Source organism: Pseudomonas sp. Z4-7 (assembly GCF_051131965.1).
GTDB lineage: Bacteria > Pseudomonadota > Gammaproteobacteria > Pseudomonadales > Pseudomonadaceae > Aquipseudomonas.
Genome location: NZ_CP071642.1, coordinates 3,971,210 through 3,989,619 on the forward strand (window position 1 = coordinate 3,971,210; position 18,410 = coordinate 3,989,619).

22 protein-coding genes are annotated in these 18,410 nt (G+C 58.6%); 11 read left to right on the forward strand and 11 right to left on the reverse strand.

Going from position 1 to position 18,410, the window contains the following annotated elements; genetic code table 11:
• Positions 1-51 precede the first annotated feature (51 nt).
• A complete protein-coding gene (locus J3P91_RS17835) occupies positions 52-339 on the forward strand; it encodes a helix-turn-helix domain-containing protein (protein ID WP_434601281.1) in 288 nt (95 codons plus the stop codon).
• 149 nt (positions 340-488) lie between these two features.
• Positions 489-965 (forward strand): hypothetical protein, encoded by a 477-nt coding sequence (locus tag J3P91_RS17840; RefSeq protein WP_434601282.1) that lies wholly within the window; start codon positions 489-491, stop codon positions 963-965.
• 47 nt (positions 966-1,012) lie between these two features.
• Here the strand turns inward: J3P91_RS17840 and J3P91_RS17845 are convergent, their stop codons facing one another.
• Both J3P91_RS17845 and J3P91_RS17850 read right to left on the reverse strand, forming a co-directional pair.
• Positions 1,013-1,288: a hypothetical protein gene (locus tag J3P91_RS17845; protein ID WP_434601283.1), complete on the reverse strand. Its 276-nt coding sequence runs from the start codon at positions 1,286-1,288 to the stop codon at positions 1,013-1,015.
• Positions 1,289-1,448: 160 nt separating this feature from the next.
• Positions 1,449-2,681 carry an MFS transporter gene (locus J3P91_RS17850; RefSeq protein WP_434601284.1) on the reverse strand — a complete coding sequence of 411 codons (1,233 nt, stop codon included), beginning with the start codon at positions 2,679-2,681 and terminating at the stop codon, positions 1,449-1,451.
• Between J3P91_RS17850 and J3P91_RS17855 the strand changes: the two genes are divergently transcribed.
• Positions 2,680-2,823, forward strand: coding sequence for a hypothetical protein (locus J3P91_RS17855; RefSeq protein ID WP_434573148.1), 144 nt, complete (start codon positions 2,680-2,682; stop codon positions 2,821-2,823). The two genes, J3P91_RS17850 and J3P91_RS17855, sit on opposite strands and share 2 nt — an antisense overlap.
• An 18-nt stretch (positions 2,824-2,841) precedes the next feature.
• Here the strand turns inward: J3P91_RS17855 and J3P91_RS17860 are convergent, their stop codons facing one another.
• Positions 2,842-3,891, reverse strand: coding sequence for an NAD(P)-dependent alcohol dehydrogenase (locus J3P91_RS17860; RefSeq protein ID WP_434601285.1), 1,050 nt, complete (start codon positions 3,889-3,891; stop codon positions 2,842-2,844).
• A gap of 180 nt (positions 3,892-4,071) precedes the next feature.
• Between J3P91_RS17860 and J3P91_RS17865 the strand changes: the two genes are divergently transcribed.
• Positions 4,072-4,989 carry an AraC family transcriptional regulator N-terminal domain-containing protein gene (locus tag J3P91_RS17865; protein ID WP_434601286.1) on the forward strand — a complete coding sequence of 306 codons (918 nt, stop codon included), beginning with the start codon at positions 4,072-4,074 and terminating at the stop codon, positions 4,987-4,989.
• A 31-nt stretch (positions 4,990-5,020) separates the two neighbouring features.
• On the opposite strand, the gene J3P91_RS17870 is transcribed toward J3P91_RS17865, so the two are convergent.
• Positions 5,021-5,872, reverse strand: coding sequence for a TIGR03915 family putative DNA repair protein (locus J3P91_RS17870; RefSeq protein ID WP_434601287.1), 852 nt, complete (start codon positions 5,870-5,872; stop codon positions 5,021-5,023).
• Positions 5,869-7,089: a putative DNA modification/repair radical SAM protein gene (locus tag J3P91_RS17875; protein ID WP_434573140.1), complete on the reverse strand. Its 1,221-nt coding sequence runs from the start codon at positions 7,087-7,089 to the stop codon at positions 5,869-5,871. Before J3P91_RS17875 ends, J3P91_RS17870 begins: the two co-directional genes overlap by 4 nt.
• A gap of 169 nt (positions 7,090-7,258) precedes the next feature.
• Between J3P91_RS17875 and J3P91_RS17880 the strand changes: the two genes are divergently transcribed.
• The 3 genes from J3P91_RS17880 (at position 7,259) to J3P91_RS17890 (ending at position 10,175) form a co-directional block, all read left to right on the forward strand.
• Positions 7,259-7,429, forward strand: a complete 171-nt coding sequence (locus J3P91_RS17880) for a YhfG family protein (protein WP_434601288.1) — start codon at positions 7,259-7,261, stop codon at positions 7,427-7,429.
• Positions 7,429-8,028, forward strand: a complete 600-nt coding sequence (locus J3P91_RS17885; protein ID WP_434601289.1) for a putative adenosine monophosphate-protein transferase Fic — start codon at positions 7,429-7,431, stop codon at positions 8,026-8,028. The genes J3P91_RS17880 and J3P91_RS17885 overlap by 1 nt, the downstream gene beginning before the upstream one ends.
• 281 nt (positions 8,029-8,309) lie before the next feature.
• Positions 8,310-10,175, forward strand: a complete 1,866-nt coding sequence (locus J3P91_RS17890; RefSeq protein ID WP_434601290.1) for a DUF4209 domain-containing protein — start codon at positions 8,310-8,312, stop codon at positions 10,173-10,175.
• Positions 10,176-10,360: 185 nt separating this feature from the next.
• On the opposite strand, the gene J3P91_RS17895 is transcribed toward J3P91_RS17890, so the two are convergent.
• Positions 10,361-10,669: a BrnA antitoxin family protein gene (locus J3P91_RS17895; protein ID WP_434601291.1), complete on the reverse strand. Its 309-nt coding sequence runs from the start codon at positions 10,667-10,669 to the stop codon at positions 10,361-10,363.
• Complete coding sequence (locus J3P91_RS17900; RefSeq protein ID WP_434601292.1) at positions 10,647-10,922, reverse strand: BrnT family toxin; 276 nt, start codon at positions 10,920-10,922, stop codon at positions 10,647-10,649. The genes J3P91_RS17895 and J3P91_RS17900 overlap by 23 nt, the downstream gene beginning before the upstream one ends.
• 176 nt (positions 10,923-11,098) lie before the next feature.
• Here J3P91_RS17900 and dusA point away from each other — a divergent pair, with 176 nt between their 5' ends.
• Positions 11,099-12,085, forward strand: a complete 987-nt coding sequence (dusA, locus tag J3P91_RS17905) for a tRNA dihydrouridine(20/20a) synthase DusA (protein ID WP_434601293.1) — start codon at positions 11,099-11,101, stop codon at positions 12,083-12,085.
• A 178-nt stretch (positions 12,086-12,263) separates the two neighbouring features.
• Positions 12,264-13,190 (forward strand): transaldolase, encoded by a 927-nt coding sequence (tal, locus tag J3P91_RS17910; protein WP_305500037.1) that lies wholly within the window; start codon positions 12,264-12,266, stop codon positions 13,188-13,190.
• A 162-nt stretch (positions 13,191-13,352) separates the two neighbouring features.
• Here the strand turns inward: tal and rssC are convergent, their stop codons facing one another.
• The 3 genes from rssC to J3P91_RS17925 all read right to left on the reverse strand — a co-directional run bounded on the left by rssC (position 13,353) and on the right by J3P91_RS17925 (position 16,052).
• Positions 13,353-13,835, reverse strand: a complete 483-nt coding sequence (gene rssC, locus J3P91_RS17915) for an anti-sigma factor antagonist RssC (RefSeq protein WP_305500035.1) — start codon at positions 13,833-13,835, stop codon at positions 13,353-13,355.
• On the reverse strand, positions 13,835-15,016 hold the full coding sequence (gene rssB, locus J3P91_RS17920; protein ID WP_434573055.1) for a two-component system response regulator RssB: 1,182 nt from the start codon (positions 15,014-15,016) through the stop codon (positions 13,835-13,837). The genes rssC and rssB overlap by 1 nt, the downstream gene beginning before the upstream one ends.
• Before the next feature lie 346 nt (positions 15,017-15,362).
• Positions 15,363-16,052, reverse strand: coding sequence for an MlaA family lipoprotein (locus J3P91_RS17925; protein ID WP_305500032.1), 690 nt, complete (start codon positions 16,050-16,052; stop codon positions 15,363-15,365).
• Between the two features lie 201 nt (positions 16,053-16,253).
• On the opposite strand from J3P91_RS17925, the gene J3P91_RS17930 reads away from it, so the two are divergent.
• Together J3P91_RS17930 and J3P91_RS17935 are read left to right on the forward strand one after the other, a co-directional pair.
• The gene (locus J3P91_RS17930; RefSeq protein WP_434601294.1) at positions 16,254-16,874 is read left to right on the forward strand and encodes an HAD family phosphatase; all 621 of its coding nucleotides are present in this window, start codon (positions 16,254-16,256) and stop codon (positions 16,872-16,874) included.
• A 109-nt stretch (positions 16,875-16,983) separates the two neighbouring features.
• A complete protein-coding gene (locus tag J3P91_RS17935) occupies positions 16,984-17,250 on the forward strand; it encodes a DUF4404 family protein (protein WP_434573051.1) in 267 nt (88 codons plus the stop codon).
• A gap of 213 nt (positions 17,251-17,463) precedes the next feature.
• On the opposite strand, the gene queF is transcribed toward J3P91_RS17935, so the two are convergent.
• Positions 17,464-18,294, reverse strand: coding sequence for an NADPH-dependent 7-cyano-7-deazaguanine reductase QueF (queF, locus tag J3P91_RS17940; RefSeq protein ID WP_434601295.1), 831 nt, complete (start codon positions 18,292-18,294; stop codon positions 17,464-17,466).
• Positions 18,295-18,410 lie beyond the last annotated feature (116 nt).

Below are 18,410 nucleotides of genomic sequence, written 5' to 3' on the forward strand. Positions count from 1 at the left end.
GGCTGATCAACGCAAGGCGTTGAAAATGATCGTCGAGCAATGGAGATAACCATGAGCAGATTTTTCGATGAGCTGATGGAAAGCGTGCAACAGATGGATGAGATTGTCCGAGGAGAGCGCCAGCCGTCCCGGGAATTCATCGTCGATGCGCTGCAGGTGAAGGAGATACGAAAAGCCACCGGCCTGACCCAAGCCAAGTTTGCAGCATTGATCGACGTTCAGTTGGGCACGCTACGCAATTGGGAGCAAGGGCGGCGCGAGCCAACCGGTCCCGCGAAAGCTCTGTTGCGCGCCATTCATAACGACCCTGAACACGTCATCAATGCCCTCGCCATATAGGTCACCAGATTCGAAAGGATACTCGCATATGGCTGCGAAACGCCCGAAATCAGCTCGCTGCGCAAAACGAAACCGCGCCATGACCCAGCGCAACTGAGCCCCCCACTCCATCAGCTACGCTCAACCTATCACCACGACAGGGAATCGACATGAGCAAGGCAGACGAACTCGCGGCGAAGCTGAGGCAGGCCCAACGAACCCCAGCCGACATCGACAACTGCGCCGACCTGGCCATCGAATACTGGCCCGGCCAGGTCTATGACTTGTACCGTCAGATCGAAACGTGGCTCGCGCCGTTGTGTGAGGCGGGCCTGGTTATCCGGCGCAATCCGACCCACGTCTTCGAGCGCCACTCCAGCGGTTCGACGTACAACTACGCCATTGACCAATTGGTGATCGAGGGCAACCACCGGCGCATCTCGCTCGATCCGATCGCCCGCTTCTCCACTAGCGCAGAGGGATGCATCGAAATCCATATGCAAGGCGTGAAGCACTGCGTCCTGCGCACCGTGGGCGAGCATGGCGAATCGCTTTGGCAGCTACGGCCGGCCGGGCAACACACCGAACCCCTGGCGCTGGATGAAGGGGCTCTTCTCTTGATCATCGAGGAAGGGTTGGGGCTTTAAAGCAAATGGGCGACCTATTGAGTCGCCCATTTCTGTAGACGGGAAGTTCAGCCGGCAGCCGATTCAAACGCTGCATCGGGCCCGCTTTGCACGGGATTGCCAGGCGTAGCCGTTTGCCGGCCGACCAGGACCGCCAAGGCGTTATCGATCTCGTCAGCCGCGCCTTGAGCGTGCTGGGCTTCCGCCCAGCCCCAGTAGCGCTCGGACACCAGCCCGCCCACAGCCTGCGCGCAAAGTTCATCACAACTGACGCCCATCTTGCCCGCGGCCGCAATGACAGCCAGGAGCGCCTGCTCCAATTGGGAAATTCTTTCAGTAGACACAACTAACCAACTCGGTAGGTAACGAGCCTGAAGCTTACCAAGATATCAATATGCCACCAAACTGTAGGCGCCCAACGGTCTCGTCCAGCTTCGGTTGCCCGATAACATCAGGGATTTTTTTCCCCTGCTTATGGATCAACGAAGCCTGCATTGGTTTCGATCAGTTTGACTCTCGCACCGCGCCATATGTCGCGTCGCTCGACGCTTGCGAAGACTTGCGAGCCGCGGCACGGGCCGCCAGCATGGTCAGCACCGCCGCAACGACCAACACGGCCGCGCTGGTTTCAAACGTCGCCCGATAACCGCTCAGGTCGAACAGGACGCCACCCACCGTGGCACCAGACGCAATGGCGAGCTGGACGATCGCCACCATCAATCCGCCGCCGGCCTCGGCATTTTCCGGCAACGTCCTGGCCAACCAGGCCCACCAGCCAACAGGCGCCGCCGTTGCCACCAGCCCCCAGACACCCAGCAGCACCGCCGTCATTACCGCTGACCCGCCGAACGCAACCAGCGCAAGAGCGATTGCAGCCATCAACAACGGGATGACGATGAGGGTCCGATACAGGCCGTTCCTCAAGAACGAACCGATCAGGAAGGTTCCGAGCAAACCGGCCAAGCCAATCACCAGCAACATGAACGACAACAGCGACACGCTCACCTGCGTCACCGTTTCGAGGAAGGGACGCAGATAGGTGAACAACATGAACTGGCCCATGAAGAACGTGCTGACGGCCAGCATGCCCAACGCAACCGGTGCCTGGGTCATCAGTTTGAAAGGATTGCCGCTGTCCTGCTTCACCCGCGAGGGCAGCGAGGGCAGGCTCAACAGCAACCACGCCAGGGCGAGCGCGGCGACGGGGACGATGCAGAAGAACGCCCCACGCCAACCGATGATTGCCCCCAGGAAGCTGCCCAATGGCGCAGCGACTACCGTCGCCAAGGCATTGCCGCCGTTGACGATGGCCAATGCGCGGGGGACCTTGTCCGCCGGCACCAGGCGCATGGCCGTAGCCGCCGACAGCGACCAGAAGCCGCCAATCGCAACGCCGATCAAGGCGCGGCCGACCATGAACGTCACGTAGTCGGGGGCCAGCGCAGCCACTGTGCCGGAAACGATCATCAGCAGTGTCAATGCCGAGAGCAGCCATTTGCGGTCGACCCGGGCGGCAATCGAGGCGATGAACAGGCTGGTGACCAGGGCGAAGGCGCCGGAGACGGCGATGCCTTGGCCGGCCTGCCCTTCGCTGACATGAAGGTCCGCCGCTACCGGTGTCAGCAGGCTGACCGGCATGAATTCCGAGGCGACCAGCGCGAATGCAGCCAACGACATGGCAAGCACCGCGCCCCACGCAGGCTTACCCTGCGGGGTGGGCGATAAAGTATGGATCATGGATAACAACCTGAAATTTATGAAAGGGCTCGAAACCCTTGGGCGAGCGAACTCGCTCGCGATGACGACGGCACAATCCGCACACAGGCGACTGGAGCACCGCCATCGCGAGCAGGCCCGCTCCCGCATCAATCGGGCCTGAACGCTTTGCGGCTTACATTCAACCGGCCAACGTAGCGTTGTCGATCACAAAGCGATACTTGACGTCGCCCTTGAGCATCCGCTCGTAGGACGCGTTGATCTGATCCGCACGAACCAGCTCGATGTCGGCAACGATGCCGTGCTCAGCGCAGAAATCCAGCATTTCCTGAGTCTCGGCAATCCCACCGATCATCGAGCCGGCAATGGTTCGACGCTTCAGGATCAAGTTGAAGACATTGGGCGACGAATGAGGCGTCGCTGGAGCGCCCACCAAGGTCATCGCGCCGTCGCGCTTGAGCAATACCAGGAAAGCGTCGAGGTCATGGGGCGCCGCCACGGTGTTGAGGATGAAGTCGAAGCTCTTGGCGTGGGCGGCCATTTCATCAGCATTACGCGACACGATGACTTCATCGGCGCCCAACTGCCGGGCGGCCTCGCGCTTGGATTCCGAAGTAGTAAACGCCACGACATGCGCGCCCATCGCGTGAGCGAGCTTGATGCCCATGTGCCCCAGGCCACCGATACCGACCACGCCGACTTTCTTGCCCGGCCCGGCGTTCCAGTGACGCAATGGCGAATAGGTGGTGATGCCTGCACAAAGCAGTGGCGCGACGGCGGCCAATTGCTCTTCGGGGTGACGGATGCGCAGCACATAACGCTCATGCACCACGATGTTCTGCGAGTAGCCACCCAGGGTCCAGCCCGGTTCATCCGGCGTCGGGAAGTTGTAGGTACCGATCATGCCGTCGCAGTAGTTTTCCAGGCCGCTTTCGCAGTCCTCGCAGTGCTTGCAGCTGTCGACAATGCAGCCGACGCCGACCAGATCACCGGTCTTGAACGCGGAAACATGGGCGCCCACCGCCGACACGCGGCCGACGATTTCGTGGCCAGGGACGCAAGGGAACTGAGTGCCTGCCCACTCGGCGCGCACCTGGTGCAGGTCCGAGTGGCAGATCCCACAAAAGGCGATGTCGATTTGCACGTCGTGCGCGCCGGGTGCGCGGCGATTGATTTGCATCGGTTCAAGGGGTTTGTCGCCCGCGTGGGCGCCGTAGGCTTGTACACGCATGAGATGACTCCTTGTTGAGTTGAATTCGACTGGCAGTTTCAGGGACCGGCGCCATTCGCCGGTAGAACATTTCGCTGAAGTTCTTGCCCGATCCTGTGAGCCTGCTTATTTGCCGTAGGCAGCGCTTCGCTTGGCGAGTTAAGGTTCTGCCTATAACTATCACCCCGACAGACAATCGACATGACCAGCCACGGCAAATCGCCGCAAAAGATGCTCGCGGACCTCATCGCTCCCCGGACCACAGAATCGGGGGACGTCGAAACGTCGATGCCCGGCCTCTGCCTCTTCCGGCGCGACGCCCCTGCCCCGCCCGCGACCTGCATGATCGAACCGAGCATCGTCCTCGTCGCCCAAGGGATGAAGCAGGTCTGGATTGGTGGCCAGGCGTATGGTTACGACACCGGGCGATTCCTGATGACTTCACTGGATATGCCGGCGAACTCCGAAGTGATGGTCGCGAGCCCGGAACAGCCATGCCTGGGCCTGGTCCTGAGGCTGGATTTGCGCATGGTTGCCGATCTGGTCGCCCAAGGCGGGCTGGCGCCGCGTCTTGAGCGCCCGGTCGGGATTGGTGCGGGCATCGGCACCAGCACAGCGGACTTCCTGGCGCCGTTCGTACGCCTGCTGGCATTGCTGGATGAACCCGAGGCGATCCCCATCCTGGCGCCGCTGATCCAGCGCGAGATCCATTACCGGCTACTGATGAGCGACCAGGCGGCGCGGCTGCGCCAGATCGCGTCCGTCGACAGCCAGGGCTACCGGATCGCCAAGGCCATCGACTGGCTGAAGTTGAACTACGCCGCGCCAATCCGCGTGGATGACCTGGCGGCGCGGGTGCAGATGAGCGCCCCGACCTTTCACCATCACTTCCGCCAGCTCACGGCGATGAGCCCCCTGCAATATCAGAAGTGGCTGCGGCTGAACGAAGCAAAACGGCTGATGCTCAACGAACACCTGGACGTGGCCAGCGCCGCCTACCGAGTGGGTTACGAAAGCCCCTCGCAGTTCAGCCGCGAATACGCCCGCCTGTTCGGTGCATCGCCCAAGCGGGACATTGCGGCGTTGCGCAGGCCGGCAAGTGCGAGCAAGGGTATTTGACTACTGTGCCGGAGCCATCGTGGGCGCTGTCTTATCCCTGTGCCCCTACCGCAGCGCCTACGACAATCCGCTTACCCATCTTCTCCCCCACCTCCAACGCCTGCCCATCCCTCTGCTTCCCCTGCCGCGCCTGCCCCACCAGTAAAGGAATCAATTCCCCCTCGGGCAAATGCTTCCAGAACCGCCCGGGCATGTGCTGGCGCAACGCGGTCGGGTTGAGCCTCGCCGGGTTGAAGATGTGCCTGTAATAGGTGCGCCACAACTCGGCGCCGGGGTCTTCGGCGTGGCGGGCCCATTGTTGCCATTGCGCGGGGCAGTGGCGCTGGTAATCCAGCGATTGGCCGTCGAAACGAATACCGTCGCGAGGCGTTGCAATCAGCCAGCGTTGCCGACCGAGCCGCTCGGCAAAATGACCGCTCGCGCTTTCGAGGATGTCGTGCGCCGGCTGGTGGAACGCCACCAGGTCCAACTGCAATTGTTCTGCCACGGCTGGCGGCAAGGGAATGAAGCGCACGAAGGCGTGCAAGTGATGAGCCTCACGACTGACCTGCTTGATGCGCCGTTGCAACTCGCTACCCAGGCGATCGCCCGCGAGCATGGCGGTGCGGTCGCCATGCGCTACGCGCCAGAGCACTTCGTACAACAGGTTCCAGCGCTGTTCGCCGTGATAACGACTGGCCTGTTGCAACTGGCTCAACAACGCTGCCGGGACGCGAGTGCGGAACGGACCCGGGCCTTGCGGCAAGGGCGTCGGCATTGCCAACAGATCGGCCATGGGGCCCTGGGCCCAGGTCACGTCACAGGGGTCTATTCCATGACCAAGCAACGTCCGGGCCTGGTCGCGCCAGATGGCGAAATCGTCATCGCAATCCAGCGCGATCATCCCCACAGCCCCATTTGCACAGGCCTTTGCGGATCGCGCAAACGTGCCCGCAGCAAGCCACTGCGCGTTTGCGCGTCAGCGGGCCGGTAATCGCTGGTCACAATGAAGGGGCGGGCCTTTTCCAGCACGCAGCGCAACTGCACCAGATCGTCATACCGAATCCGCCGCTCCCTGCGCAGCGTCACCAGGCGCTGCACGCTACGCAGGCCGATGCCGGGAATGCGCGCCAGCAGGGCCGGCTCGGCACGGTTGAGGTCGAGTGGAAACACATCGCGATTAGCCAGCGCCCAGGCCAGCTTCGGGTCGATGTCCAGGTCCAGGTTGCTGGACGTGTTCAACAGTTCGCCCGCCTTGTAGCCGTAGCCACGCATCAGGAAGTCGGCTTGATACAGCCGATGCTCACGCAGCAACGGCGGCGCGGCGAGCGGCACACTGGCGGGGCTGTCGGGAATCGGACTGAAGGCGGAATAGTAGACCCGCCGCAAACCATAGCCCTGGTAGAGCGACTCGGCGTTGCTCAGGATGGCATGGTCGTCGGTGGCATCCGCTCCCACGATCACCTGGGTGCTCTGCCCGGCCGGCGCAAAGCGCGGCGCCCGCGGCTCGCCAGCCACCGCCTGCTGACCGTCATGGATGGTGCCCATGGCCTGACGAATCGTGATCAATTGCTTTTCCGGCGCGAGGCGCTTGAGGCTCACCTCGGAGGACAGTTCGATGTTCACACTCAGGCGATCCGCTAGCCGACCCGCCTCCTCGATCAATAGCGGATCGGCATCGGGAATGGTCTTGAGGTGAATGTAGCCTCGGAATTGATGCTCCTCCCGTAGCAAGCGCGCCACGCGAACCAGTTGCTCCATGGTGTAATCGGCCGAGCGAATGATGCCGGAACTCAGGAACAGCCCGCTGATACAATTGCGACGATAGAAATCCAGCGTCAACCGCACCACTTCCTCCGGCGTAAAGCGCGCCCTCGGCACGTTGCTGGAACGACGGTTGACGCAATACTGGCAGTCGTACAGACAGAAATTAGTCAGCAACACCTTGAGCAGCGAGACACAGCGCCCATCCGGCGTGTAACTGTGGCAGATCCCCATGCCATCGGTGGCCCCAAGCCCATCGCGACCACGCGAACTGCGCTTGGGCGCCCCACTGCTGGCACACGACGCGTCATATTTGGCGGCGTCTGCAAGAATGCCGAGCTTGGCGATGAGCTGCATGGAGAATTCCCGAATACTGGATGCATGAACAGTATTTGGAGATACGCCGATATGCAAGCCCCGTTGGTCAATCCGTTTGCCGATGGACGACTGAGCCCGACCGCGACATAGGCCTTGCCGGGGCGATGGGCTATAATTCGCCAACCAATGCGATTCGAGGTCCACCCCGATGGGCACTGTCAGCCTGGAAACAAAAAAGGCCTACGCGGCCAGGACTCGCCGGTCCAACTACGCGGCCAGCCTGCGCCTGGAAGGGTTCAAGGTGTCTGCGCAAGACAGCGAAGACAAGCTGCCTTCCCGTGAGGAAGTCTTGAAGACCTTCACCAAGACTCGAGCCTGATGCCCGACAAATACGGCGTCGGCGAAGACGCCTATTGTTACCCGGGCTCCACGGTCCTGCGCAATAAACTCGATATCCGCGATGAACAGACCTTGAGCGAAGCCGAACAACAGCTCTCGGCCATCGCTGCGAGCCATGTCGAATTCAACCCTCCTCCTTACAGCCTGCCTTATTTGCAGAATATTCATCGAGCGCTGTTCTCGGACCTGTTCGAATGGGCCGGAGCGCTGCGGACCGTTGGCATGGCCAAACAAGCCACGCGTTTTTGCCAACCTGAATACATGGAGAAGGAAGCCAACAAGATATTCGCCAACCTGGCGGCGTCGAACTGGTTCGAGGGACTGAGCAGAACAGAACTGATCATCGCCGTGGCAGATGCCTATTCCGATATCAACATCATCCACCCATTCCGCGAAGGCAACGGCCGCGCCCAGCGCATCCTGTTCGAACACCTCATCATGAATGCCGGATTCGAGATCAGTTGGTGGGGGATCGATAAAGACGAATGGATCGACGCCAATATCGCGGCTTATAACTGTGTGCTGGGCCCCATGGAGGCGGTTTTTGAGAAGTGCATTGGGGAAATGATTCAGACCTGAGCCGCGGACAGTTGCACTTCATCACTGATAAACTGCGCCGATCCGCCCTTCTGATTCTATCGTGTGTAATAGGTGTGCAATCAAACACACCCCGCCCGTACACCTCTCCCCCCGCTCGACTGGACTGAAGCTGACTGGACAGATCAGCGGTAAAGTAGCTCCAATTCCTGGCACTACCGACTGGCATTAGCCACGGATCTCCTTGAGGCCCTACTTGGCACCTAGCCACCATCGAGATTTGGGATAAGCTGAGCCCATCAAAATCGCCTGCGAGTGAGCACGTGGCAGATAAGGATCAGAAAGAAAAGCAACCGTTGATGGACGTGGCGACCCTAGATGATTTCGCCCATATCAACCCCACATCAATACTCGCTATGAGCAATTCACTTCACTTCCACACGCTTGAGCGAACGTTTCAGGAGGCTGTCCAAGCGGCTGAAAAAACCGGAGATGATGCAGCGGTGAGGGCGTACAGGGTTTTGGTTGTCATCTGCAGCTATCACTTCAATCCCAACCGAGCTGATGCCTTCACGCCTCAACTCATCATGGACGGCAGGAGGTCGCTAATCCCTAGTGATTACATAGGTGAGCAACAAAAAGTTCTTACTGAGATCGCCGAACAGATTGACCACCCGTTGCTTCGAGCACGGATTGCTGACAGTTGTTGGTACAGCAGCAGAAAGCTTCATAAGATGGCGGAGCTTGCCTCAAGCTCATACTTGGACGCCGTAGAATCCTTCTTCAAGAAAGAGCTACTCTACCAGTACGAGTCTGACTTTGAAGTGCCATCGAAAGTAGTTGATATCATCGAGCGAGCATTCTCCATTTATGCATCCACGGGCAAACGGAAGAACATCCCAGAAAGTGCTAAAGAAACATTTTCCCTGACATATAAAACGGCTAGAGACAATCTAAATTTAGTAGCCTTTCATAGACTTTCGTCTCTTGGCCAGTCTTACGGACTACTGGAGTGGCGAGAGATAGCCACTGAAGCTGAGAAGATGGCAACTGCTGCAAAAGACAAGCAGTATGCTGAAGCGGTGAAAAGAGTTTGGCTTCATGCGGCTCACGCTTACTCTAAACTTGGAGACAAGGAAGCCTCGATCAAATGTAAAGTGTTCGCGGTCGATCAAACATTGCGAATGCGCGACGGGGTTGGATCAGCAATGGCAAAGGCATCTTGGACACGAGATGCTATTGGTGAGATTCGCTCAATTGGAGGTATGCAGGAGCGGATCGACGAACTCAAAAGAGAGTTACAGAATTATGAAAATGATTCGCTATCGGAGCTCGGAGAGTTCAGCATACCCATTGATCTTACAGACGAACGCCAAGCAACTATAGACCAATTCGAAGATCTAGAAATTCACGAAATGCTTTTCCTCTTAGCCTTCAGTTCGCGCCCCCCGGAGAAGATAGCTCTTCACAAAAATTGCCTTCAAAAAAAGAATAAATATTTTCTATCTTCAATAATGGGCAAAAGCTATTCCGACGAAAAAGGAAAAGTAATAGCCCAGGCACCGTCCGCGGACCTATCAGATAAGCCATCGGAGGAGTGGTTTGATCATGAGAGCCTCATAGAAATTGGCCTCCATTATCATATTGAAGCCGAGGCGTTTATCAAACCAGCTTGCATGACGATGTCTGACTACCAGACCATTGATGAAAGGCACTTAGAGCCTATCGCTCAGCACAGCGCTTTTGTCCCACCTGGACATGAATCAATTTTCGCCCTGGGATTCGCGAGAATGATTCAAGGCGACATGGTGACTGCTGCCCACACCTTGATTCCACAACTGGAGAATTCACTTAGGCATATACTAAACAATCGCGGCTCCAACACCGCAAAACTTAACACAGACCTTACACAAGAAGACCAGTCGCTCAGTCAGCTGTACTCAAATCGAAAAGAAGAGCTTGAGCAAGCCTTCGGCCCAGACATCACCTATGCAATCCATCTGCTTTTCAATTTGAAAGGCGGGCCGATGTTAAGGCACGAGATGGCACATGGAAAACTCACTGCAGGACAATGCTATACAACCGCCTGTATATATGCATGCTGGCTAATTTTCCATATCACATGCGCCCCGCTTATCAAGCATTGGGAGCCACATGTAGCCAAAGCGATTCAAGAAGTTACTCATTAAATTAAACCACACCTACCTGTTGCGAACTCGCAATACATCATTGCGCGTTCGCACACCTGCCCTACAAAAGCGCACTAAGAAAAAGGGGACGGATCTATTTATACGGCGACCGAGACAAATCCAATCAGCAGACCCCAAAAAGCCGCCTCATCGGCGGCTAATATTTTGGAATCATATTTTAGCGCCTAAGCCTTCAGTTCTTCTGGCTTATGCGTCTTAAGCCAATCGGCCAAGGCGGCGTTCATCCGTGTTTGCCAGCCCGGCCCTGAAGCTCTGAATCTCTCCAGCACGTCGGCATCGAAACGAACATTGACGTGCTCTTTGGTGGCTGCCGACTTTGGCCGGCCACGCTTCGGCTTGAGCATTTCCTTTGCCTGAGCTCCACCAAACAACCCCACAAGCACCTCGCTGGCGGGTTTGGCCTTGGCAAAGTCCTCGGTCGACCATTCAGGGTTTGCCGTGTCGACCTTCTCAGGACTGGGTTTCTTGGTCATAATTTTTGACCTCCCGTTTGTTGGCTTTACGAAAGCTGATGACGTGGACCGCGTCACTCCGTGGTGTAAACACTACGACATGCAGCCGATCCCCTATGTATCCCATCGCCCGATAACGACACTCACCGTAGTCGAATCGATCATCCTCCAGGATCAATGCGGTAGACCATTCAAAGCCCCGCACGAGGGCAAACGGGAGTCCACGTTCTTCCACGTTGCGAGCGTCTTTGGCTGGGTCATAGGTAATCTGCATGAAATTATCGTATCCACAATAATTCATCAACACAAGGTGCGCGTCGAACCCTAACCGAGCATGCAATCCGTCTGATGTCGCCGAAGATTGAGTGGCGAGGCTGGAGAACCCGCCAAGTACCCGACAAGCAACCCTGATAAACTGCGCCCCATTCGCCCCGATGACTCAGATCTCCAATGCCTCTACAACCTGCTCCACTCTCCCGCCGCTTTTCTGTTGCCCCCATGATGGATTGGACTGACCCCCATTGCCGGTACTTCCTGCGCATCCTCTCCAAACATGCCCTGCTCTACACCGAGATGGTCACCACCGGCGCCCTGCTCAACGGTGATCACGAGCGTTTCCTGCGTCACCACGAAGCCGAGCACCCGCTGGCCCTGCAATTGGGCGGCAGCGTTCCCGCCGACTTGGCCGCCTGCGCCCGAATGGCCGAGGAACATGGCTACGATGAAGTCAACCTGAACGTCGGTTGCCCCAGCGACCGGGTGCAGAACAACATGATCGGCGCTTGCCTGATGGGGCATCCGGAGCTGGTGGCCGATTGTGTGAAGGCCATGCGTGATGCGGTGTCGATTCCAGTGACGGTGAAGCATCGGATTGGAATAAATGGTCGAGACAGCTACGAACAATTGTGCGATTTCGTCGGGACAGTGCGTGAGGCCGGGTGCGGCAGTTTTACCGTGCATGCGCGAATCGCGATTCTGGAGGGGTTGTCGCCCAAGGAGAACCGCGACATTCCACCGCTACGTTATGACGTGGTGGCGCAGCTGAAAGCTGACTTCCCTGAGCTGGAAATCGTCCTCAACGGCGGCATCAAGACGCTGGAGGCGTGTCATGAACACCTGCGGACGTTCGACGGGGTGATGCTCGGACGCGAGGCATACCACAACCCTTATCTGCTGGCCGAAGTGGACCAGCAATTGTTCGGCAGCACCGCGCCGGTCATCAGCCGCGCCGAGGCCCTGGCGCAATTGCGGCCTTATATCGCCGCCCACTTGGCGGCTGGCGGCGCCATGCATCACATCACCCGGCATGTGCTGGGGCTGGGCACGGGGTTTCCGGGGGCGCGGCGGTTCCGGCAGTTGTTGTCGGTGGACATTCACAAGACCGAGGATCCGTTGGCGCTGCTGGATCAGGCCGGGCAGTTGCTTGAAGGGCGCTAACCATCACTTGCTTTGAACCTGCGCGCTGTTTTGGCATCGTATCTACCGATAGTTGCCCCGGCCTTTCAAACAGCCGTTTCCGGGTTGTTGCCGCTGGGGCCATCGATACCTCTTCACGCCCTTGAGTGGCTGCCGGCCCTCGGGTAATGTCAACGGACCCATAGGACAGAGCACGCTCATGACTTCCAAGCTGGAACAACTCAAGCAGTTCACTACCGTCGTGGCCGATACTGGCGACTTCGAAGCCATCGCCCGCATCAAACCGGTGGACGCCACTACCAACCCTTCCCTGCTGCTCAAGGCTTCGGCCATTCACGGTTATGCCGAACTGCTGAACGCCTGCGTGGCGGACTGCAAGGGCGACGTGGGCCTGGCCAGCGACCGTTTTGGTGTAGCGGTCGGGCAAGAAATCCTCAAGGTGATCCCGGGGCGCATCTCCACCGAAGTGGATGCACGCCTGTCGTTCGATACCGAGGCCATGTTGAAGCGCGCCCATCGCCTGGTCGACCTGTACGAAAAGGCCGGTGTGGGCCGGGATCGCGTGCTGATCAAGATCGCCTCCACCTGGGAAGGCATCCGCGCCGCCGAGCAACTGGAGCGCGAAGGCATCCAGTGCAACCTGACGCTGCTGTTCTCCTTCGCCCAGGCCGCGGCCTGCGCCGACGCCGGGGTGTTTCTGATTTCGCCATTCGTGGGCCGTATCTATGACTGGTACAAAAAGGCCAATGGCAATGACTACACCGGGGCCGACGATCCCGGCGTGCAGTCGGTGACGCGCATCTACAACTACTACAAGGCCAATGACTACAAGACCGTGGTCATGGGCGCCAGCTTCCGTAATCTCAACCAGATCGAGCAACTGGCCGGCTGCGACCGCTTGACCGTCAGCCCCGAACTGCTGGAAAAACTGGCCGCCGACGAGGGCAAGCTGGAACGCAAACTGGCGCCTGGCCAGGCCGGGGAAGCGCGCCTGAGCCTCAATGAGGCGCAGTTCCGCTGGTTGTCCAATGAGGATGCCATGGCAACCGAGAAACTGGCTGAAGGCATTCGTCAGTTCGCTCGGGACCAGGAGAAGCTGGAAGCGCTACTGCAAGCCAAGCTTTGAGCTGAACCGGCGGCATGAAAAAGGGCGAACCTGGATGGGTTCGCCCTTTTTTGTTCTGTTTGGCTCAAGAGATATGGCGGATCGACAAACGCCATCGCGAGCAAGCTCGCTCCCACAGTTTCTGACCGAGTCCAACCTTGATCCCTGTACAACATCCAGGAATCAGGGCCGCTCCAACGCACTCACTAGGTCATGGAACGCTTCACGATTGGAGTCGTTCAGCCCCATGAGGATCTTGTGCGCTTCAAGCACCTTGATCCGCACGTCCTCTTCGGACTGGTCCTGATCAGGCAGATCATCCAGGCATTCCGGGCATGGCACCGGATCGCCGACGATGTTGAACACCTGATCGAAGCCCATCGACTGCAGCAAACGGGTAATGTCGTTGTGGGTGGTGACAACGGTCGGCAGCAGGCCAACCTTTTGCCGCGACAGGATCGACAATTTGGCCAGCAGGCCCAGGGTAGTGCTGTCGATGCTGCGGGTTTCGGTCAGGTCGATCACGATGGCGTTGAAGTTCAACGCGGTGAAGATCTTCTCGATTGTCGCATCCAGCGCCGAACACAGGGTCAGGCGCACTTCACCGACAAACTTCAGGACGAAGGTGCCGTCCTGCTCGGCGAACTGGATTCTACCGGTACTCATCAAAGATTCCTGCTCAACACTAACAGGGCGATATCATCCGGCATCTCCCCTAGCGTGGCTAATCCAAACACTTGCCGCAGGCCTTCCAGGCTGCCGCCCGCCGCACTTACCCGTTCAGGCAAGGCCGCTTCTTTCTCTTTGAGTGTAGGTTCCGACAAAAGGTCCAGAATGCCATCAGACATCAGCGTCAGGCTGAAAGCCGGAGGCAGTTCCAGCACGTGATCTTCATAGGTGGCCTCGTTGAACAGGCCTACCGGCAAGCCACGCCCTTCCAGGTAACGAACACTGTCAGGTGTGTACAACACGGGCAACGGCAGGTGACCGCCGATGCTATACGTCAACAAACCAGTCTCCTCGTCGATGACTCCACCGACCATTGTGACGTGTTTGCCCAGCTTACAACTGATCAGGCCTCGGTTGATATGCCCAAGGACCTCCGAAGGCTTGAATTCGGGCAACGTACCATTGCGCTTGGATTCGAACAGCAGGCGCGTGGTCATGAACTTCAGCAGTACGGTCACGAATGCCGACGAAGCACCGTGTCCGGAAACATCCGCCAGGTAGAAAGCCACTCGGCGCTCATCGACCCGGAAATAATCGACAAAATCCCCCGACAGGTACAACGACGGGATGATCTGGTGGGCAAAACGGAAACCGTCGACGGTCCAGGGGCTGACCGGCAGCATGTTCATCTGCACCTGACGCCCGGCGTTCTGGTCTTCCTGCAACAGGTTCAGGCTGGCTTCCAGCTCACGGTTGGCCGTTTCCAGCTTCTCGCGATAGCGCTGGTTCTCGACCAACAGGCGCGAGCGGTCCAGGGCTCGACGCACCGAATGCTCGAGCACGGCAAGGTCTTCGAGGGGCTTGATCAGGTAATCCGCCGCGCCCAGGCGCAATGCCTCGACCGCGTCGTTCATCACCCCCGCGCCCGACACCACGATCACCGGAGTCTGTGACGACAGCTCGGTGACCTGGCGAATGAGTTCGAGTCCGCCCATCTGCGGCATGCGCAGGTCGCAGATGACCAGGTCGGGCTTGTCCTGCTCGAATACCTGAAGACCCTGCTGGCCGTTGCTGGCCTGCAGGACGCTGAAACCACTGTCTTCCAAGTAGGCTGCGAGGCTGGCTCGCACCACTTCGTCATCATCGATTATCAGCAGCGTGGCACTGGTTTTTGGCATGTGGGCAAACGGCGCCAGAATTAGGTTGGCGTAGGGGGCTGGGCAACTGGGCCTGGCACGCACTACTGGATTCGCTTTCTAGCCTCTCTGTCGTACAGGTTTCAGGCCTTTGCCCTACACGCATATACATCAGAGGTGCCCTTCTAAGGCGCAGACGGTACTCCCATCCGCGGGGCGTTTCAAGCTCATGCAGATAGCCCGCTCGAGCTCTTTATTTGTCAAAGCACAGAGAGTTATAAGAACCGAGCGAAGCGTAACTCAATGGAAGGTTGATCCCGGCCCTGGACAGAAGCCAAAGCACGAAAGGCGGCCTTTCGGGCCGCCTTTCGCATTCAACCGGCCGAAATCAGAAATCGTCTTCGACCTGGCCATCCTTGACCTTGAATTCACGGTTCTGCAGAAAGGCGTTGCGCAAGAACACATACTTGTCGCCACTGACCATTTTCTCGGCCGACAGCAGGCTGGCGCGGGTGTCGACGATGTTCAGGCCCCAAATCGAATTACGCACCGAGACGTTGTCGATGTAGGGGTATGGGGTGGCGTAGCTGTCGACCAGCTTGGCCGGCGCATCACGCAGAGTGCTCGGCCCGAGCAGTGGCAGCATCAGGTAGGGACCGCTGCCCAGCCCCCAATATCCCAGGGTCTGGCCGAAATCTTCGTCGTTGCGCTGCAGCCCCATCTGGGTCCCGACATCGAAGAAGCCCAGCAGGCCGAACGTCGTGTTGAAGATCAACCGGGCAGTATCGACCCCGGCGGCAGCCGGCTTGGCTTGCAGCACATCGTTGGCCAGGTTGCCGACGTCACCGATGTTACGAAACATGTTGTGGATGCCGTCCTCGAGGAACTGCGGCGTCACGTACTGGTAACCCTGGGCCAGCGGCTTCAGCGCGTAGGTGTCGATGGTGTCGTTGAAGGTGAATATCGGACGGTTGATGCTTTCCCAAGGATCTTCTTCCGTGGCGGCGTGAGCGGCGAACGGCACCAGCAGAACGCTGGCAGATAGACACAGCTGAGCTAGACGATGGCTCCAGCGCATAGGGAAAAACTCCTTGGATTATTCAGGCAAGGGCGCCGAGCCCAGGCGGTAAGGTGGCTAGTATAAGGCGGAACGCGTGGATAGGCAGCACAGAAAAAGGAAGCTCTCCGTAGGAATTTTCCATACGGGTCGCCTTCATCCCACTGTAACCGGACTGTCATCGTGCCTCGTTAGGCTGCGGGTTATTTCAAGGACGTCCACATGCCCCGCGCCGAAGCCAAGCCCCTCCCCGCCCCCAGCCTGACGGCCGTCCTGTTTGGCCTCAGCGGATGCCTGGTTGATTTCGGCTCGCGTGCTCGCCAGCCAGGGATTGTGCCGGCCGAGCACACGCAACTTACACCCGGGGCGTTGGAAAGCCTGCAACGCCTGCGGCAGCTCGACATCCCCTGCGCCTGGCTTGACGAATTGCCGCCCGCCATCAGCCACGGGTTGGCGGCCTCACTGCCGGCATGGGTGAAATCTCCGCAACTTCCTGCAACAAATAATCCGTGGCCAGCGCCCCATGCCTGTTGGCAAGCCCTTATGGCGCTGGATGTCAGGCAACTGGATGGCTGCGTATTGGTCAGCGGCGAACCGACGCTGTTGCAGTCGGGGCTAAACGCCGGTCTATGGACCATCGGGCTGGCATCCTGCGGCTCGCTGTGCGGCCTTACGCCCGCCGAATGGCAAGCCTTGAGCCAGCAGGAACGGGAAATCAAACGGGCCAAGGCCACCGTGCAATTGTTCGGCCTGGGCGTGCATTCGGTGATCGATCACTTGGGCGAACTCGATACCTGCCTGGCCGATATCAGCCTGCGTCGCCTCAAAGGCGAGAAGCCGTGACCAGGATCATGCAGGGCGCTTGAGTGTGGATTACTCTTAAGGCAAGCCATGGACTTTTGACGCTGCGTCGCGGTCCATGGCAGTGCCTATCAATAAAGGGAGTACGCCAATGCCTGCCCGCCGCGAATTGCAAGAACAACTGAATGCCCTGCGCGAGCAATTGGAACAGAACCCGCCGCTGTCTGAGTCAGAGCGCGAAAACCTGCACCAGTTGATGGCGCAGATCGACTCTGAGATCCAATTGGAAAACCAACTTCAGGACAACAACCTGGTCGACGGCGTGAACCTGGCCGTGGAACGTTTTGAAGTGGACCATCCAACGATCGCCGGAACACTGCGCAATATCGTGAATACCTTGGGCAGCATGGGGATCTAAGCCGGTCAAACGCAAAAAGCCCTGCTATCGCCAGCAGGGCTTTTTAGTATCTGCGAATTGAAATGCAATCCACTGTGGGAGCGAGCCTGCTCGCGAAAGCGGCGCGAAAGTCAGCACATATGTTGAATGAATGACCGCCTTCGCGAGCAGGCTCGCTCCCACAAGAGTCCTCCCACAAGGTCTCTTCCACAAGAACTCTTCAGGAAGGAAATTTTATTGCCGAACCAGACGCTGGTTTGGCAGTTGCACATCCTCGGTGCTGCGATACGGATTGATATCCAACCCACCCCGGCGCACATACCGCGCGTACACCGTCAATTTCTCCGGCTTGAGCAAGCGTTGCAGGTCGAGGAAGATCCGCTCGACGCACTGCTCATGGAAGTCCGAATGCTGGCGGAAGCTGACGATGTAAGCCAGCAGGCTGGCGTGGTCCAGCGCCGCGCCGCGATACTTCACCGCCACGCTGCCCCAGTCCGGCTGGCTGGTTACCGGGCAGTTGGACTTGAGCAGATGGCTGTGCAGGCTTTCCTCGACGATACGCGATGCATCGCAACGCAGCAGCTCCGGACGCGGGTGCTCGTAGGAGTCGACAGTGATGTCCAGGTCGTCAACGCAGACACCGGGTAATTCAACGATGCCTTCGCTCTCGACATCCTTGAGGTTGCGAATCCGCACGCCTACCGGCTTGCCCGCCGCGGCCGAAAGGTCCTGGCGCAGCGTGGCTTCCAGGCTCGCGCTGTCGTTGAATGCCGTCTGGTTCAAGGAGTTCAGGTACAGCTTGAAGGATTTGGATTCGATGATATTTGGCGATTCCGCCGGGATCGCGAATTCACCGATGGCGACAACCGGCTTGCCGGACGGCAGCAGCCATGACAGCTCGAAACAGTTCCAGAAATCCACGCCCTTGTACGGCAAGGTCTCGGCCGTCAGGCCCAGTTCCGCCCATTTCGCGGTGCGCGGGATCGGAAACAGCAGTGACGGCGTGTACGTGGCGATGTATTCGCTGGATTTGCCCAGCGGCGAGTGTTCGGCTGCGGGATGCATAACGGAAACCTGACTGAAGAATCAGCGGATTCTACCAGCCTTTACGGTTTCCTTGAGCGCTTGCTCCGCCAACTGGCTTACAGTTGCATTACAACTTTGTCAGCTTGCCCCATGAC

Coding starts and splice junctions, on each gene's coding strand:
- queF (WP_434601295.1), bottom strand. CDS start 18,294: ATGCATCCCGCAGCCGAACACTCGCCGCTGGGCAAATCCAGCGAATAC.
- J3P91_RS17880 (WP_434601288.1), top strand. CDS start 7,259: ATGGGCACTGTCAGCCTGGAAACAAAAAAGGCCTACGCGGCCAGGACT.
- J3P91_RS17925 (WP_305500032.1), bottom strand. CDS start 16,052: ATGCGCTGGAGCCATCGTCTAGCTCAGCTGTGTCTATCTGCCAGCGTT.
- J3P91_RS17935 (WP_434573051.1), top strand. CDS start 16,984: ATGCCTGCCCGCCGCGAATTGCAAGAACAACTGAATGCCCTGCGCGAG.
- dusA (WP_434601293.1), top strand. CDS start 11,099: ATGCCTCTACAACCTGCTCCACTCTCCCGCCGCTTTTCTGTTGCCCCC.
- J3P91_RS17840 (WP_434601282.1), top strand. CDS start 489: ATGAGCAAGGCAGACGAACTCGCGGCGAAGCTGAGGCAGGCCCAACGA.
- J3P91_RS17900 (WP_434601292.1), bottom strand. CDS start 10,922: ATGCAGATTACCTATGACCCAGCCAAAGACGCTCGCAACGTGGAAGAA.
- tal (WP_305500037.1), top strand. CDS start 12,264: ATGACTTCCAAGCTGGAACAACTCAAGCAGTTCACTACCGTCGTGGCC.
- J3P91_RS17835 (WP_434601281.1), top strand. CDS start 52: ATGAGCAGATTTTTCGATGAGCTGATGGAAAGCGTGCAACAGATGGAT.
- J3P91_RS17850 (WP_434601284.1), bottom strand. CDS start 2,681: ATGATCCATACTTTATCGCCCACCCCGCAGGGTAAGCCTGCGTGGGGC.
- J3P91_RS17860 (WP_434601285.1), bottom strand. CDS start 3,891: ATGCGTGTACAAGCCTACGGCGCCCACGCGGGCGACAAACCCCTTGAA.
- rssB (WP_434573055.1), bottom strand. CDS start 15,016: ATGCCAAAAACCAGTGCCACGCTGCTGATAATCGATGATGACGAAGTG.
- J3P91_RS17885 (WP_434601289.1), top strand. CDS start 7,429: ATGCCCGACAAATACGGCGTCGGCGAAGACGCCTATTGTTACCCGGGC.
- J3P91_RS17855 (WP_434573148.1), top strand. CDS start 2,680: ATGGATAACAACCTGAAATTTATGAAAGGGCTCGAAACCCTTGGGCGA.
- J3P91_RS17930 (WP_434601294.1), top strand. CDS start 16,254: ATGCCCCGCGCCGAAGCCAAGCCCCTCCCCGCCCCCAGCCTGACGGCC.
- J3P91_RS17870 (WP_434601287.1), bottom strand. CDS start 5,872: ATGATCGCGCTGGATTGCGATGACGATTTCGCCATCTGGCGCGACCAG.
- J3P91_RS17875 (WP_434573140.1), bottom strand. CDS start 7,089: ATGCAGCTCATCGCCAAGCTCGGCATTCTTGCAGACGCCGCCAAATAT.
- rssC (WP_305500035.1), bottom strand. CDS start 13,835: ATGAGTACCGGTAGAATCCAGTTCGCCGAGCAGGACGGCACCTTCGTC.
- J3P91_RS17895 (WP_434601291.1), bottom strand. CDS start 10,669: ATGACCAAGAAACCCAGTCCTGAGAAGGTCGACACGGCAAACCCTGAA.
- J3P91_RS17865 (WP_434601286.1), top strand. CDS start 4,072: ATGACCAGCCACGGCAAATCGCCGCAAAAGATGCTCGCGGACCTCATC.